This window comes from Alsobacter ponti (assembly GCF_024294805.1).
GTDB lineage: Bacteria > Pseudomonadota > Alphaproteobacteria > Rhizobiales > Beijerinckiaceae > Alsobacter > Alsobacter ponti.
Map to the genome: position 1 here is coordinate 311,203 of NZ_JANCLU010000001.1, position 14,849 is coordinate 326,051.

Genomic DNA, 14,849 nt, shown 5'->3' on the forward strand with positions numbered 1-14,849 from the left:
ATGGCCAAAGCCGCTTCCTCCGTCACGGCCGCGCGCCGCGCCGCCGCCCCCGACCAGTTGACCGCCCGCGAGGCCAAGGCCGAGCACGCCGCGCTGGCGGCCGAGATCGCCGAGCACGACGTCCGCTACCACCAGCAGGACGCGCCGGTGATCTCCGACGCGGAGTACGACGCGCTGCGCCGGCGGCTCGAGGCGCTGGAGGCCCTTCACCCGTCTCTCGCCGGCAAGGAGGAGGTGTCGGTCTCGGTCGGGGCGAAGCCGTCGGAGAAGTTCGCGAAGGTGCGCCACCGCGTGCCCATGCTGTCGCTCGCCAACGTGTTCGCCGACGAGGAGGTGCGCGACTTCGTGGAGCGCGTGCGCCGCTTCCTCGCGTGGCCGGCCGACCGGACGCTCGCCTTCACGGCGGAGCCGAAGATCGACGGCCTGTCCTGCTCGCTGCGCTACGAGGGCGGCCGCCTGGCCGTGGCGGCGACGCGGGGCGACGGCGAGGAGGGCGAGGACGTCACCGCCAACGTGCGCACCATCGCCGAGATTCCCCACGTGCTCGACGGCGCGCCCGAGGTTCTGGAGGTGCGTGGCGAGGTCTACATGACCAAGGCCGACTTCGCGGCGATGAACGCGCGGCAGGAGGCGGAGGGTAAGCCGGCGTTCGCCAACCCGCGCAATGCGGCGGCGGGCTCGCTGCGTCAGATCGACCCGCGCGTCACCGCGGCGCGGCCGCTGCGCTTCTTCGCCTACGCCTGGGGCGAGTGGAGCGAGCCGCTGGCGGAGACGCAATCCGGCGTGGTGCGCCGCTTCGCCGAATTCGGCCTGCCGACCAATCCGCTGACGCGCGTGTGCGACGACGTCGAGGCGATGCTGGCGCATTACCGCGCCATCGAGGCGCAGCGCGCCAGCCTGCCCTACGACATCGACGGCGTCGTCTACAAGGTGGACGATCTCGGCCTCCAGCGCCGGCTCGGTTTCGTGTCGCGCTCGCCGCGCTGGGCGACCGCGCACAAGTTCCCGGCCGAGAAGGCGACCACCCGCCTCGTCGGTATCGACATCCAGGTCGGCCGCACCGGCGCGCTGACGCCGGTGGCGCGGCTGGAGCCGGTGACGGTCGGCGGCGTGGTCGTCACCAACGCCACTCTGCACAACGAGGATGAGATCGCGCGCAAGGACATTCGCATCGGCGATACGGTGCAGGTGCAGCGCGCCGGCGACGTCATTCCCCAGGTGCTCGGCCACGTGCCCGAAAAGCGCCCGGCGGACGCCGAGCCCTACCAGTTCCCCCATGAATGTCCCGTCTGCGGCAGCCACGCGGTGCGCGAGATTGACCCCAAGACGGGCAAGGCGGACGTGGTGCGCCGCTGCACCGGCGGCCTCGTTTGCCCGGCGCAGGCGGTGGAGCGGCTGCGCCATTTCGCCTCGCGCAACGCCTTCGACATCGAGGGGCTCGGGGACAGGCAGATCGAAGCCTTCTACGCCGACGGGCTCATCCGCGCCCCGCAGGACATCTTCACGCTGGCGGCCCGCGACGCGGCGCAGGGCTCGCCGCTGAAGCGGCGCGAGGGCTACGGCGAAACCTCGGTGCGCAACCTGTTCGCGGCCATCGAGGCCCGGCGCAGCGTGCCGCTCAACCGCTTCCTGTTCGCGCTCGGCATCCGGCACGTGGGCGAGACCACGGCCAAGGTGCTGGCGCGCCATTTCGGATCGCTGGAGGCGCTGCGCGCCGCCGTAGCGGAAGCCGCGCCGCCGGACTACGGCCAGCTCACCCATGTCGAGGGCATCGGCGCGGTCGTCGCCGAGTCGATCTGCGACTTCTTCGCCGAGCCGCACAACACGCAGGTGGTGGACGCGCTGCTGGAGCAGGTGACGCTGGAGCCGATGGAGGCAGTGGCCTCGGAAAGCCCGGTCGCCGGCAAGACGGTCGTGTTCACCGGCTCGCTGGAGCGCATGACGCGCGAGGAAGCCAAGGCGATGGCCGAGCGCCTCGGGGCCAAGGTGGCGGGCTCCGTCTCCAGGAAGACGCACATCGTCGTGGCGGGCCCTGGCGCGGGCTCGAAGCTCGACGCCGCGCGCGCGCTCGGCGTCGAGGTGATGGACGAGGACGCCTGGCTGAAGCTGGTGGGCGAGGAGGCCTGACGCTCAGCGCCCGATCGGCCGCGTCGCGCCTTCCAGCCAGGCCAGCGTCTCGCCCTCGACCTGCGGAGCCACCAGCTCGCGCACGCGGGCGTGGTAGTCGTCGAGCCAGGCGATCTCCTCGGCGTTCATCAGCGACGGCTCCACCAGGGCGAGATCGATGGGCGCGAAGGTCAGCGTCTCGAAGCCGTACATCTCGCGCTCCGCCCCCGGGATCTCGCGCCGCTCCACCAGGATCAGGTTCTCGATGCGGATGCCCCAGTGGCCGGCCTTGTAGTAGCCCGGCTCGTTGGAGAGCAGCATGCCGAGCTCGAGCGGGGTGACGCCCGTCTTGGCGATGCGTTGCGGGCCCTCGTGCACCGACAAATACGAGCCGATGCCGTGGCCGGTGCCGTGGTCGAAGTCGAGCCCGGCCTCCCACAGCGGCTTGCGGGCGAAGCTGTCGATCTGGGCGCCGGAGGTTCCCTTGGGGAACACGGCCCGCGCGATGCCGATGTGGCCGCGCAGCACGCGGGTGAAGCGGTCGCGCATCTCTGCGGTCGGCTCGCCGATGGCGACGGTGCGCGTGATGTCGGTGGTGCCGTCCTGGTACTGCGCGCCGGAGTCGATCAGGTAGATGCCGGGCTCGAGCACGCGGTCCGTCTCGTGCGAGACGCGGTAATGCGGGATGGCGGCGTTGGGCCCCGCGCCTGAGATGGACGGGAAGGAGATATCGCGCAGCGCGCCGGTGGCGTGGCGGCATTCCTCCAGATGCACGGCGGCGCTCACCTCCGTGACGACGCCCTTCGGCGCCTCGCGCGCCAGCCAGGCGAGGAAGTTCGCCATTGCGGCGGCGTCGCGCAAATGCGCGGAGCGGCTGCCGGCGATCTCCGCCGCGTTCTTGGCCGCCTTCATCAAGGCCACGGGGTCGACGCCGATGTCGGCGCTGCCGCCCGCTTCGACGACGAGCGAGACGAGGCGGTGCGAGGCGGTCGCCTGGTCGAAACGGACACTGGACTTCGCCGCGCCCAGCTCGCGCAGCGTGGCGTCGAGCGCCGACGGCTCCTCGATATCGGCCACCGAGGCCAGCGCGTCGCGGACGGCATTGGAGAGCTTGCGGCCGTCGATGAAGAGGCGCGGCCGGCCTTCGCGCGGCGTCACCGCGTAGCCGAGCGGCAACGGCGTGTGCGACACGTCCGCGCCGCGGATGTTGAAGGTCCAGGCGACGGCGTGGGGATCGGAGATCACCAGCGCGTCGGCCCCGAGCCCGGCGAGCTTGGCGCGGATGCGGTCCAGCTTGGCGGCGACATCCTCCCCCGCCAGCTCGGCCGGATGCAGGGCGACCGCGCCGAGCGGCGGGGCGGGCCGGTCCTCCCAGATCGCGTCGACCGGGTTGCCGTCGACCGGCGCGAGGCTCGCGCCGGCGCGGGCAGCGGCCTTCTCGTAGCGCTTCACCGCGTCGGGCGTCTTCAGGGCGGGGTCGTAGCCGAGATTCATGCCCGGCTTCAGATGCTTCTCCAGCCAGGCCTCGGGCGGCGTCTCGATCAGATGCTCGGGCGTGAAGACGTCGGTGTCGACCTGCTCGCGCACCTGCACCGTGTAGCGGCCATCGACGAAGATCGCCGCCTCGTCCCTGAGCACGATAGCGACGCCCCACGAGCCGGTGAAGCCGGTGAGCCAGGCCAGCCGCTCGGCGTGCGGCGGCACGTACTCGTTCTGGTGCTCGTCGGTGCGCGGCACGATGAAGCCGTCGAGGCCGCGCCGCGCGAGTTCGGCGCGCAGACGGGCCGCGCGGGCCGCGCCCTGGCTGCGGTCGGAACGGCTTTCGAAGGACTGAAACCTGGCGGTCTTCTTCACGGACATGGACGCCTCGCGCGGACTGGTCCGGCGAACGCGCCGGGCGACAACGGGTGCACGCGACGAACCCGCGCGTCAAGGCTGCCCTCCGCCCCAAGCCGTTGCGGCGGCGTGACAAACCCCGGAAGTCGCTCTGCACCGGCGGGAGACGGGACATGCGCGCTGCGCAGTGGGCCGTGTCCGCGAATTCGACTAAGGATGGAGCCGGTACGCGGCGTCATCGCACGCCCGACCGGAAACGCCCGGATGGCTTCACGATTGGAGCGATCCCATGGCCCAGGCCATTCCCCTCCGGCATTACGCCGGCGTCACCGCCACCGTCCACGCCCGTCCGCAGTCGGGCGTCGCCATGCGCCTGCTGCGCGCGGTCGCGTCGCACATTGTCGAGCGCCGGGCGCGCCGCGCCGAGGCGGAGCTGCGCCGCCACCAGACGTTCGGGCCGCTGATCAAGGTGAAGCACATCGGGCTCGCGACGGGCGACCTGCTGCCCTTCCTCCGCGACGAGTGAGGCGAGGCGAGCCGTTCAGCCCGGCGTCGCGCCGCCGGCGCGCACCAGCAGGGTGGCCCAGCCTTCCAGTTCCAGCCGCCGCGCCAGGGTGAGCCCCTGGGCGCGATAGGCGGCCAGCACCCCCGGCACGTCCCGAGGGATGAGCCCGGAGAGCACGACGTCCGCGCCGGGCGCGGCGACCGACGCGATGGACGGCGCCAGCCGCATCAGCGGCCGGGCCAGGATGTTCGCGAAGATCAGGTCGTAGGGGCGGCCGGCCGCCAGCAGCGGATGATCGACGCCCTTGGCGACCACGGGCCGCACATACGCGCCGGCGCGGTTGTTGCGCGCGTTCTCGCGGGCCGCTTCGACCGCCACGGGGTCGATGTCGCCGGCCGCGACGGGCCGGCGCAGGGCGCGCGCCGCGGCGATGGCCAGCACGCCGGTGCCCGTGCCCACATCGAGCACGCGCGCCGGGCGGCGGCGCTTGAGGATTGAGTCCAGCATCAGCAGGCAGCCGCGCGTAGTGCCGTGATGGCCGGTGCCGAAGGCGAGCGCCGCCTCGATCTCGATGGCGATGGCATTGCCGGCGATCCGTCCGCGGTCATGACTGCCGTGGACCACGAAGCGCCCGGCCGGAACGGGCGCGAGTCCCTCCAGCGACGACTTCACCCAGTCCTTCTCGCCGATGGCGTCGAAGGACACGGCGGCCGCGGCCTGCGGCCCGGCGGCGGCTTCGATCAGCTCGCGCACCGACGCCTCGTCGGGAGGGGCGGAGAAATAGACCTCCACTTCCCAGGCCAGCGTCTTCTCGTTCTCGAACGCGGCGGCGGCGGTCTCGGCGGGGTCGAAGGTCTCGACCACGATGTCGGCGACACGTCGCGCGGTCTCCTCGTCCGTGACGAGGCGCATGAGGTGGGTGGGCTTGTGCGGAGGCAGTCCTTCGAGCATGGCCGTCGTCCTATACGAGCGGACGCGCGGTGTCGACCGGCGCGCGCTCAGGCCGCCTGCACGAAGCTGTCGAGCACCATCTTGCGGCCGGCCTTGTCGAAATCGATGGTCAGCTTGTTGCCGTCCACGGCGGCCACGGTGCCGTTGCCGAACTTGATGTGGAACACGCGCTGGCCCTGCGCGAAGGCTGACGACGCGCCGGTCGACTTCGCCACCAGCTCGCCTTCCAGCAGCATCGGCCCACTCTTTCGGCCCGGCGGGCGGTAGGACCCGGCGTCGCGCTCCCCGAATCCGCCGCCCGAGCCTCCGGAGCCGCCGCCCTGCCGCGTGCGCTCCTGCGCGCGCTGCCAGCCGGGCGTGTTGTAGCTGGAGCCGAACGGCGTCATGCGGTCGAAGCGGCTGCCGCCATAGCCGCCGAAGCTGGCCGGCGCTTCCGTCACCTCGACGTGGCTCTCGGGAAGCTCGTCGACGAAGCGCGAGGGAATCGTCGATTGCCACATGCCGTGGATGCGGCGGTTGGAGGCGAACATGATCTTCGCGCGGCGCCGCGCGCGGGTGATGCCGACATAGGCCAGCCGCCGCTCCTCCTCGAGGCCGGCCTTGCCGCTCTCGTCGAGCGCGCGCTGGTTGGGGAACAGGCCTTCCTCCCAGCCCGGCAGGAACACGGTGTCGAACTCCAGTCCCTTGGCGCCGTGCAGCGTCATGATCGAGACGCGCTCGGTCGCGTCGTCGTCGATCATCTCCATCACCAGCGAGACGTGCTCGAGGAAGCCGGCGAGGTCCGGGAACTCCTCCATGGAGCGCACCAGCTCCTTCAGGTTCTCCAGCCGGCCGGCGCTCTCGGCGGTCCGCTCCTTCTGCCACATCTCGGTGTAGCCGGACTCCTCCAGCACCATCTCGGCCAGCTCGTTGTGCTTCATGGCGTCCACCTGCGCCGCCCAGCGGGCGAACGAGGTGGAGAGGTCGCGCAGCGCGCCGCGGGGCTTAGGCTTCAGCTCGTCCGTCTCGACCAGCAGCCGGGCCGCCTGCATGAGCGGGATGGATTTGGCGCGGGCGAAGCGGTGCAGCACCTCCAGCGTCGCGTCGCCCAGGCCGCGCTTCGGCGTGTTGAGGATGCGCTCGAAGGCGAGGTCGTCGGCGGGGTTGGCGACGCAGCGCAGATAGGCGAGCGCGTCCCTGATCTCCAGGCGCTCGTAGAAGCGCGGGCCGCCGATGACCCGGTAGGGCAGGCCGAGTGTGAGGAAGCGGTCCTCGATCTCGCGCATCTGCGCCGAGATGCGGACGAGCACGGCGATGTCGGCGAGCGAATGGCCCTTGGCCTGCAGCGCCTCGATCTCCTCGCCGATCAGGCGGGCTTCCTCCTCGCTGTCCCATGCCCCGGTGAGCGTGACCTTCTCGCCCTCCTCGTCCTCGGTGTGCAGCGTCTTGCCGAGGCGGTCGGTGTTGTGGGCGATGAGGTGGGAGGCGGAGGCGAGGATGTGCCCGGTCGAGCGGTAGTTCTGTTCCAGCCGCACCACCGTGGCGCCGGGAAAGTCGTGCTCGAAGCGCAGGATGTTGTCGACCTCCGCGCCGCGCCAGCCATAGATCGACTGGTCGTCGTCGCCGACGCAGGCGACGTTGCGGCGGCCCTGGGCCAGCAGGCGCAGCCAGAGATACTGCGCGACGTTGGTGTCCTGGTACTCGTCCACGAGGATGTAGCGGAAGCGCTCCTGATAGCCCATCAGCACGTCCGGGTGCTCGCGGAACAGGCGCAGATTCTCCAGCAGGAGGTCGCCGAAATCGGCGGCGTTGAGCTGCTTCAGCCGCGCCTGGTAGAAGGCGTAGAGCTTGGCCCCGCGCCCCGCCGCGAAGGCCGCCGCCTCGCCGGAGGGCACCTTGTCCGGGGTGAGGCCGCGGTTCTTCCAGCCGTCGATGAAGGCGGCGAGCGCGCGCGCCGGCCAGCGCTTCTCGTCGATGCCCTCGGCCTGGATGACCTGCCGCATCAGCCGCAGCTGGTCGTCGGTGTCGAGGATGGTGAAGTCCGAGCGCAGGCCGACCAGTTCGGCGTGGCGGCGCAGGATCTTGGTGCCGATGGCGTGGAACGTGCCGAGCCACGGCATGCCCTCGGCCACCCCGCCGAGCAGGTGGCCGATGCGCTCCTTCATCTCGCGCGCCGCCTTGTTGGTGAAGGTGACGGCCAGGATCTGCGAGGGATAGGCGAGCCCGGAGGCGATCAGATGGGCGATGCGCGTCGTCAGCACGCGGGTCTTGCCGGTGCCCGCGCCGGCCAGCACGAGGACGGGCCCGTCGGTGGCCTCCACGGCGCGGCGCTGCTCGGGGTTGAGCCCGGAGAGATAAGGCTGCGGCGTCGCGACGGAGGCGCGCGCCCGCGCGGCGAGGCCGCCGGGGCGGGGCGTGAAATCGTCGTCGAGGCTCAGCGGGTCGGTCACGTGCGATGTTCCAGGGGCTTCGGCGGGGGAGGCGGGCCGCGCCGCTCGTCCTTGCGTCGGGATTGGCGTGGCCGGCCGCGAGCCCGATTCGTTCTCGGTCCAAAATGAAGCGAAAGGACGGCGCTGTCGACCGTCGGGCGCGTCGCGCGGCGGGAGGTTGCAAACACGCGCCCGATATGGCCAGAGGGAGGGGCGGCCCGAACGGGGCCGCGCCCGCCCCGCCCGAGGTGCCCCATGAGCGCCAATTTGTTCACCGCCACCGTGATCGCCGGCTTCATCTACGCCGTGACGCCGGGGCCGGCCTTCCTCGCCGTATTCGCCCTGGCGGCGCAGCACGGACGCATGGCGGGCGGGCGCTTCCTGTTCGGGCACCTGGCAGGCGACATCGTCTGGGGGGGGCTCGCCCTGGCCGCCATCGTCGGCGTCAACCAGCTCGGCCCGGCGCTGTTCGACGCGCTGGGCGTCGCTTGCGGCGTCTATCTCATCTATCTCGGCGGCAAGGCGGTGCTGGCGAAGGGCGACGGCGCCGGCGCGGTGGCCGGCGGGCTGCGGCCGCTGCGCACCGGGCTGATCTTCGGCCTCACCAACCCGAAGGCCTATCCGGTGTCGCTGGCCGTGTTCACCGCGCTGACGGTGCGCTACGCCTCGCAGATCGGCTGGGACACCGCGCCGGGCCTGATGGCGGCCGCCATCGCCGGGTTCCTGCTGGGCTACGTCGTCATCCTGTTCTGGGCCGGCCTGCCGCGGGTGCGGCGCTTCTTCCTCAAGCACGGACGGGTGGTGAACCGCGTCGTCGGCGTCACCTTCGTGCTGTTCGGCATGAAGTCGATCGCCGACGCCGGGCGGAGCATGCTCGGCCGCGCCTGACGAGGCTTAGTGGACGCCCGGCCGGCCGGACTTCGCCTTCTTCGGGATGCCGATGGCCTCCCCCAGCGTCGGCGGCCGGGGCAGGCCGGAATGCGCCGCCTTCATGATGGCGAGGCTGGCCAGGATGTCGGCCGGGAACGGCGCCACCTTGCGGCGCGCGAGGTCGACATGGAGGTTCAGGCTCTCCACGGCGGCGGCCATCCACAGCTCGCGGGCGTGGCGCATCTCCATGTAGAAGTGCATGCGCTTGTCGTCGAACTCGATGAGCTGGACGGTGACGCGCACCGGGTCGTCGAGGCCCAGTTCGCGGGCGTAGCGGATGCGCCATTCGCCGGTGAAGGTGGAAAAGCCGGCGTCGCGCGCGTAGTCCGGCCCGAGCCCGAGCGCGCCCAGCGCCTCGTCCAGCGCGCGGTCGAACAGAACGGCGTAGTAGGCCATGTTGAGATGGCCGTTATAGTCGATCCAGCCGGGTTCGATGGCCATGCGCGAGGACACGAAGGGCGCGAAGAATAGCGGCTTGGCGTCGATGCCCGCGCTCATGGTTCGTCTCTCGCACCTCTCGCTCGCGCGCGGTCGCGCCGACTTCGGAGTCGGTCGCTGTTGCCCACCCTCGCCGTGAATGCAAAATAGTCCTGAATCGAAGCAGAATTGGCAAGCCTCCGCCCATGATTCCGTCGTCCGACACCCCCGCGCCGCCGCGTCCGCGCCCGGAGGCCGCCGCCATCGCCGCCGTGCGCGAGGGGCTGGAGGCGCGGTTCGGCAATCGCCTCACGACCAGCCTGGCGGTGCGAGAGCAGCACGCCAACACGCTGAGCTGGGCCGCCAACCAGCCGCCCGACATGGTGTTCTTCGCCCACGACGTCGATGAGGTGGCGGCGGCGGTGACGCTGTGCGCGCGCCACGGCGTGCCGGTGATTCCCTACGGGGCGGGCAGCTCGTTCGAGGGCCACACCAACGCGCCGCTGGGCGGGCTGTGCATCGACGTGGCGGCGATGGACAAGGTGCTCGCCGTCCACGCCGAGGACCTCGACTGCGTGGTGCAGCCGGGCGTCACGCGCAAGCGGCTGAACGAGCACCTGCGCGACGCCGGCCTGTTCTTCCCCATCGACCCCGGGGCGGACGCCTCGATCGGCGGCATGACCTCGACCCGCGCCTCCGGCACCAACGCGGTCCGCTACGGCACCATGAAGGACAACGTGCTGGCGCTGCAGGTCGTGCTGCCGGACGGCCGGGTGGCGCGCACCGGCACGCGGGCGCGCAAGTCCTCCGCCGGCTACGACCTGACGCGGCTGATGGTGGGCGCGGAGGGCACGCTGGGCGTCATCACCGAGATCACGCTGAAGCTGCAGGGTATTCCGGAGGCGATCTCGGCGGCGACGTGCCCGTTCCCGACCGTCAGGGCCGCCTGCGACGCCACCATCCTCGCCATTCAGTCCGGCTTGCCGGTGGCGCGCATCGAACTGGCCGACGCCGCGCAGGTGCAGGCGATCAACCTCTACTCGAAGCTCGGCCTGCCCGAGACGCCGATGCTTTTCATGGAGTTTCACGGCACCGAGGACGGCGTGCGCGAGCAGGCGCTGCGGTTCGGGGAGATCGCCGCCGAATTGGGCGGGGGGCCGTTCGAGTGGGCCACGGCGCCGGAGCACCGGACGCAGCTGTGGCAGGCGCGGCACGACGCCTACTGGGCGGCGATGGCGCTGCGGCCGGGGGCGCGCACGCTCGCCACCGACGTCTGCGTGCCGCTGTCGCGCCTGGCCGAGTGCGTCGAGGAGACCCAGCGCGACATCGCCGAGAGCGGGCTGGTCGCGCCCATCGTCGGCCATGTCGGCGACGGCAATTTCCACGTCTGCCCGGTCGTCGACCCCGACGACGCCGACGAGGCGCGCCGGCTGCAAGGATTCCTGGAGCGGCTGGTCGACCGCGCGCTCGCCATGGAGGGCACCTGTACCGGCGAGCATGGCGTCGGACAGTCCAAGATGAAATACATGGAACGGGAGCACGACGCCGCGTCACTCGACATGATGCGCGCGGTCAAACGGGCTCTCGACCCCGCGAACATCATGAACCCCGGAAAGATCATCAGGCTGTGACCCTGGGAAACCATGTTCAACCCGGCGTCACCCTGCCGCCACGAAGTGCGCTATGCTCGCGGGCCGTGACCCGAGCGCCCGGACGGCTTCAACTTGCGTGACATTCTGACCGGTCTAGCGATCCTGCTGATCGTCGTCCTTTCGGCGGCGCTCGCGGGGCCGTATCTCGTCGACTGGTCGGCGCGCCGCGGCGACGTGGAGGAGCGACTGTCGCAGCTCGCCGGCGTCCCCGTCACCGTGGCCGGCCACATCGACGTCAAGCTGCTCCCCACGCCGCAGCTCAAGCTGGAGCAGGTCTCGGCCGCCGCGCCTTCGGGTGGCCCGCGGCTGACCATCCAGCGCCTGTCCCTGGAAATCGCCGTCATGCCACTGCTGCAGGGGCAGGTGCGCGTGCTCGAGGCGGTGATCGAGGGGCCGCGACTGCAAGGCCGTCTCGGCGCCGACGGCTCCGTCGACGGGCTCGGCCCGGCGCTCGACGGCATGGGCGACGCCAGCGCCGTGGCGGTGGAGCGGCTCTACGTCACCGATGGCGAAGTGCTGCTGGCCGACGCGCAGGGCGCGCGGACCCTGCGCCTCGCCGACATCGACGCGGAAGCCGACGCGCCGGCGCTCGCCGGCCCGTGGCGCGCCAACGGCCGCGCCACGCTGGGGACAGCGCCCATCGATTTCCGCGTCGCGACCGGCGCGCCCGAGGCGGAGGGGACGCGGCTGAAACTCGTGGTGCAGTCGCTCTCCGACTCGCATCGCGGCGAATTCGACGGACGCGCGTCCATGGGGCGATCCGGCCCGCGGCTCGACGGCCGCGTCGTCGTGAGCGGCAGCGCGCGCTGGCCCGAGCGCGACGGCTTCGCCCGCAGGCCATGGGCGTTCGCTTCGGGACTGAAGCTCGACGGCCGCGTCGGACGGCTGGAAGGGGCGGAGCTGACCGCCGGCGGCGACGACGCGCCCATCAAGCTCACCGGGTCCGGCGACCTTTCGCTCGGCGAAGCCCCTCGGCTCGCTTTGGCGCTGGAAACAAGGCAGATCGATTTCGACCGGCCCTTCGTGGGCGCGCCCGACGCCGCGCAGCCGGGCCGCGTCCCGGCCATCGCCAACGTCGCCTCGACATGGCTGTCTGCGCTCGCTCCGAACGAAGGGCGGCTGCATCCCGCGCTGCCGGTGGAGATTTCGCTCAAGATCCCCAACGCCATCGCCGGCGGCGACACGATCACCGGCCTGGCGGCGGACCTGGCGCTGGCCAATGGACGTCTGCTGGTTCCCCGGCTGGCGGCGACGCTCCCCGGCGGCGCGACACTGGAGGCGAATGGCGAGGCCGCGCTGGCGGGCGTCGGCCAGTTCGTCGGCCGCATGGCGCTGCGCGCCAAGGACCCGGGCCGGCTGGCGGGATGGTTGGAAGGCGAGGGCGGCTCGCGCTCGGCCCGGCTCGGCGACGTGCGCGACCTGTCGCTGCAGGCCAACGTGGTTCTGTCCTCGACGGTGGCGGCGGCGCGCGACATGCGCCTCACGCTCGACAAGTCGGCCGTGCAAGGGTCGATGCGCTACGAGGTTCCGGAAAGGGGCGGACGCCCGAAATTCGAGGCGCAACTGACCGCCGACGGCCTCACGGTCGAGCAGATGCCCGACGTGTCGACGCTCACGGCGGCGGCGCGCGGCATCGACGTGGCGCTGACGGTGGAGGCCCGCAACGTCCGGGTCGGGCAGTCGGGCGGGCCCAATATCGGCGCGGGACGCGTGGGGCTGAAGGTCGGCGTCACGGAGGCCGGCGTGCGGATCGACACGCTGGAGGTCGCCGACGTCGGCGGCGCGTCGCTGCGCGCTACCGGCGAGGTCGGCCGCACCGGCGGGCGCATCGAGGCGAATGTCGACGCGCGGCGGGTCGAACCGCTGGCCGAGCTGCTGCGCAAGATCGTCCCCGGGCGCTTGCCGGCGCTCGTCGCCGACCGCGCCTCCACGCTCGGGCCGCTGCGCCTCAAGATCGTCGCCCAGCGCGGGCCGGAGGTGGACGCGCAGACCGCGTTCTCGATCGACGGCACGGCCGCCGGCTCGCTCGTGTCCGGCTCGGCCCGGATTTCCGGCCCGCAGGGGGCGGACCGGATCGTCGGGTCGTTCCGCCTCGAATCCCCGGACAGCGCCGCCTTCCTCAACCAGCTCGGGCTCGACGCCCTGCCGCTGCCCGGCTTCGGCCGCGGACGGCTGGCGCTCGATCTCGATGGCCGCATCGGCGAAGGCGCGGCGGTGACGGTGGCGGCGGAAGCGGCCGGCGCGACGCTGAAGGGCGAGGGCCAATGGCGCTCGGGCGACATCGACCTGGCCGGCTCGCTGGCCTTCGAGGCGGCCGATGTCGGCCCTCTGACGCAGCTTTTGGCGCTGCCGGGCCCCGACCAGCTCGGCCGGCTGCCGATTTCGGCGAAGGCCAAGGGGACGCTCGCCGGCTCGCGGCTGGCGCTGGACGGCATCGAGGCGCGCTTCGCCGGCCAGGCCGTCACCGGCGGCCTCGCCTACGTGGGCGAGAAGGGGCGGCTGGACGGCGCGCTGTCGTTCGAGCGCCTGTCCTTGGGCGGACTGGCCGCGCTCGGGCTCGGAAACCTTCAAGCCCCGCTGCCCGGCAATGTCTGGCCGGCGGGGCGCTTCGGCGGTGTGCTGCCGCCGCCCTTCGAAATCGCGCTCGGGCTGAAGGCGCGCTCCTTCGATGCCGGCTTCGGCCCCGAGGCCCGCGACGCCTCGCTCGATCTGCGCTGGACCCCGGAGCTGGTCGAAGTGAGCCGCGGCGACGCGGCGTTTGCCGACGGGCGGCTGGGCGGCGGCTTCACCGTGCGCCGGCAGGGAGGGCTCGCCGCCATCTCGGCCCGGGTGGCGCTGCGCGACGTCTCGACGCCGGCGCTGCTGCCCCAGGCCGGCCTCACCGGCCGGCTCAGCGCTGAGCTGGACGCCAGCGGCTCGGGGGAGACGGCGGCGGCGGTCGTCACCTCGCTGGCCGGCGGCGGGCAGGCGCGGCTGCGCGACGCCGCCCTGGCGCGGCTGAACCCGCGCGCTCTCATCGCCTCCACGGCCGCCTTCGACGCGCAGCGCGACCCGCCCGACCTCGCCAAGGTGCGCGAGGGCGTGGCGAGGGGGCTGGACGCCGGCCAGCTCGCGGCTTCCGCCATCGACACGCCGCTCACCCTCTCGGGCGGGCAGTTGCGGGTTGGGCCGCTCGCCGTGAAGGCCGAGGGCGTCGACATCAACGGCTCGGTGGCGATCGACCTGCGCAATTTGCGCGTCGACGGCCGCGCCACGCTGGCGGCCAACCCCGTCCCCGACGGCTGGAGCGGGCCGACGCCGCAGGCGACGGTCACCTGGCGCAGCGGCCGCACCGGGATCGAGCGCGACGTCGACGTCGCCATGCTCACCAACCTGCTCACCACCCGCGCCGTGGCGCGCGAGCTCGAGCGGATCGAGGCGGCCGAAGCCGACCTGCGCGAGCGCTCGTTCTTCATGCGCCGGCTCAAGGCGGAACGAGACACCCGCGAGCGCGAGTTGCGCGAAGCCGAGGAGGCGCGTCTCGCCGAAGAGGCCCGCAAGGCCGAGGAAGCCCGCCAGGCCGAGGAGGCGCGCCGGGCCGAGGAAGCCCGCAAGGCGGAGGAGGCGCGCAAGGCGGAGGAAGCCAGGCGCGCCGAGGAAGCTCGTCAGGCCGAGCTGGCCCGGCAGGCGGAGGAAGCTCGACGGGCCGAAGAGGCCCGCAAGGCGGAAGAGGCCCGACAGGCGGAGCTGGCGCGCCGCGCCGAGGAGGCTCGCAAGGTCGAGGAAGCCCGCAAGGCCGAAGAGGCCCGCAAGGCGGAGGAAGCCCGCAAGGCGGACGAGGCGCGCAGGCTGGAGGAGGCCCGCCGCGCCGAGGAAGCGCGCAAGGCCGAGGAAGCGCGCAAGGCTGACGAAGCCCGCAACGGCGCGGCGGCCGTGCCGCGCGCGACCGGCCAGCCGCTCGTACTGCGCCCGCCGGGCCCGTCCGCCGAGGACAGCGGCCTGGCCGAGGCGGCGCGCATCCTGGGCGCGCCGGCTCCCGTCGTCGCGCCGCAGCGCGCGCCCTGA

Annotated in this window: 9 protein-coding genes; 5 read left to right on the forward strand and 4 right to left on the reverse strand. The window is 72.4% G+C overall.

Annotated features, from left to right (window positions below):
* Positions 1 to 2,127 carry an NAD-dependent DNA ligase LigA gene (ligA, locus tag NK718_RS01550; RefSeq protein ID WP_254737887.1) on the forward strand — a complete coding sequence of 709 codons (2,127 nt, stop codon included), beginning with the start codon at positions 1 to 3 and terminating at the stop codon, positions 2,125 to 2,127.
* Positions 2,128 to 2,130: 3 nt separating this feature from the next.
* On the opposite strand, the gene NK718_RS01555 is transcribed toward ligA, so the two are convergent.
* Entirely contained in the window at positions 2,131 to 3,966 is a 1,836-nt protein-coding gene (locus NK718_RS01555; RefSeq protein ID WP_254737889.1) for an aminopeptidase P family protein, read from the reverse strand.
* A 265-nt stretch (positions 3,967 to 4,231) separates the two neighbouring features.
* Between NK718_RS01555 and NK718_RS01560 the strand changes: the two genes are divergently transcribed.
* On the forward strand, positions 4,232 to 4,468 hold the full coding sequence (locus NK718_RS01560; protein WP_254737891.1) for a hypothetical protein: 237 nt from the start codon (positions 4,232 to 4,234) through the stop codon (positions 4,466 to 4,468).
* A gap of 15 nt (positions 4,469 to 4,483) precedes the next feature.
* On the opposite strand, the gene NK718_RS01565 is transcribed toward NK718_RS01560, so the two are convergent.
* Positions 4,484 to 5,398 (reverse strand): 50S ribosomal protein L11 methyltransferase, encoded by a 915-nt coding sequence (locus tag NK718_RS01565; protein WP_254737893.1) that lies wholly within the window; start codon positions 5,396 to 5,398, stop codon positions 4,484 to 4,486.
* A gap of 47 nt (positions 5,399 to 5,445) precedes the next feature.
* Positions 5,446 to 7,827, reverse strand: coding sequence for an ATP-dependent helicase (locus NK718_RS01570; RefSeq protein ID WP_254737895.1), 2,382 nt, complete (start codon positions 7,825 to 7,827; stop codon positions 5,446 to 5,448).
* Between the two features lie 234 nt (positions 7,828 to 8,061).
* On the opposite strand from NK718_RS01570, the gene NK718_RS01575 reads away from it, so the two are divergent.
* Positions 8,062 to 8,694, forward strand: coding sequence for a LysE family translocator (locus NK718_RS01575; RefSeq protein WP_254737897.1), 633 nt, complete (start codon positions 8,062 to 8,064; stop codon positions 8,692 to 8,694).
* 6 nt (positions 8,695 to 8,700) lie between these two features.
* Here NK718_RS01575 and NK718_RS01580 read toward each other — a convergent pair whose 3' ends face one another.
* A complete protein-coding gene (locus tag NK718_RS01580; RefSeq protein WP_254737899.1) occupies positions 8,701 to 9,234 on the reverse strand; it encodes a thioesterase family protein in 534 nt (177 codons plus the stop codon).
* 125 nt (positions 9,235 to 9,359) lie between these two features.
* Between NK718_RS01580 and NK718_RS01585 the strand changes: the two genes are divergently transcribed.
* Entirely contained in the window at positions 9,360 to 10,784 is a 1,425-nt protein-coding gene (locus NK718_RS01585) for an FAD-linked oxidase C-terminal domain-containing protein (RefSeq protein WP_254737901.1), read from the forward strand.
* 93 nt (positions 10,785 to 10,877) lie between these two features.
* The gene (locus tag NK718_RS01590; RefSeq protein WP_254737903.1) at positions 10,878 to 14,849 is read left to right on the forward strand and encodes an AsmA family protein; all 3,972 of its coding nucleotides are present in this window, start codon (positions 10,878 to 10,880) and stop codon (positions 14,847 to 14,849) included.

What these genes read in the sequence shown, in the direction of transcription:
- ligA (WP_254737887.1), top strand. Translation starts at nt 1, where the DNA reads ATGGCCAAAGCCGCTTCCTCCGTCACGGCCGCGCGCCGCGCCGCCGCC.
- NK718_RS01555 (WP_254737889.1), bottom strand. Translation starts at nt 3,966, where the DNA reads ATGTCCGTGAAGAAGACCGCCAGGTTTCAGTCCTTCGAAAGCCGTTCC.
- NK718_RS01560 (WP_254737891.1), top strand. Translation starts at nt 4,232, where the DNA reads ATGGCCCAGGCCATTCCCCTCCGGCATTACGCCGGCGTCACCGCCACC.
- NK718_RS01565 (WP_254737893.1), bottom strand. Translation starts at nt 5,398, where the DNA reads ATGCTCGAAGGACTGCCTCCGCACAAGCCCACCCACCTCATGCGCCTC.
- NK718_RS01575 (WP_254737897.1), top strand. Translation starts at nt 8,062, where the DNA reads ATGAGCGCCAATTTGTTCACCGCCACCGTGATCGCCGGCTTCATCTAC.
- NK718_RS01580 (WP_254737899.1), bottom strand. Translation starts at nt 9,234, where the DNA reads ATGAGCGCGGGCATCGACGCCAAGCCGCTATTCTTCGCGCCCTTCGTG.
- NK718_RS01585 (WP_254737901.1), top strand. Translation starts at nt 9,360, where the DNA reads ATGATTCCGTCGTCCGACACCCCCGCGCCGCCGCGTCCGCGCCCGGAG.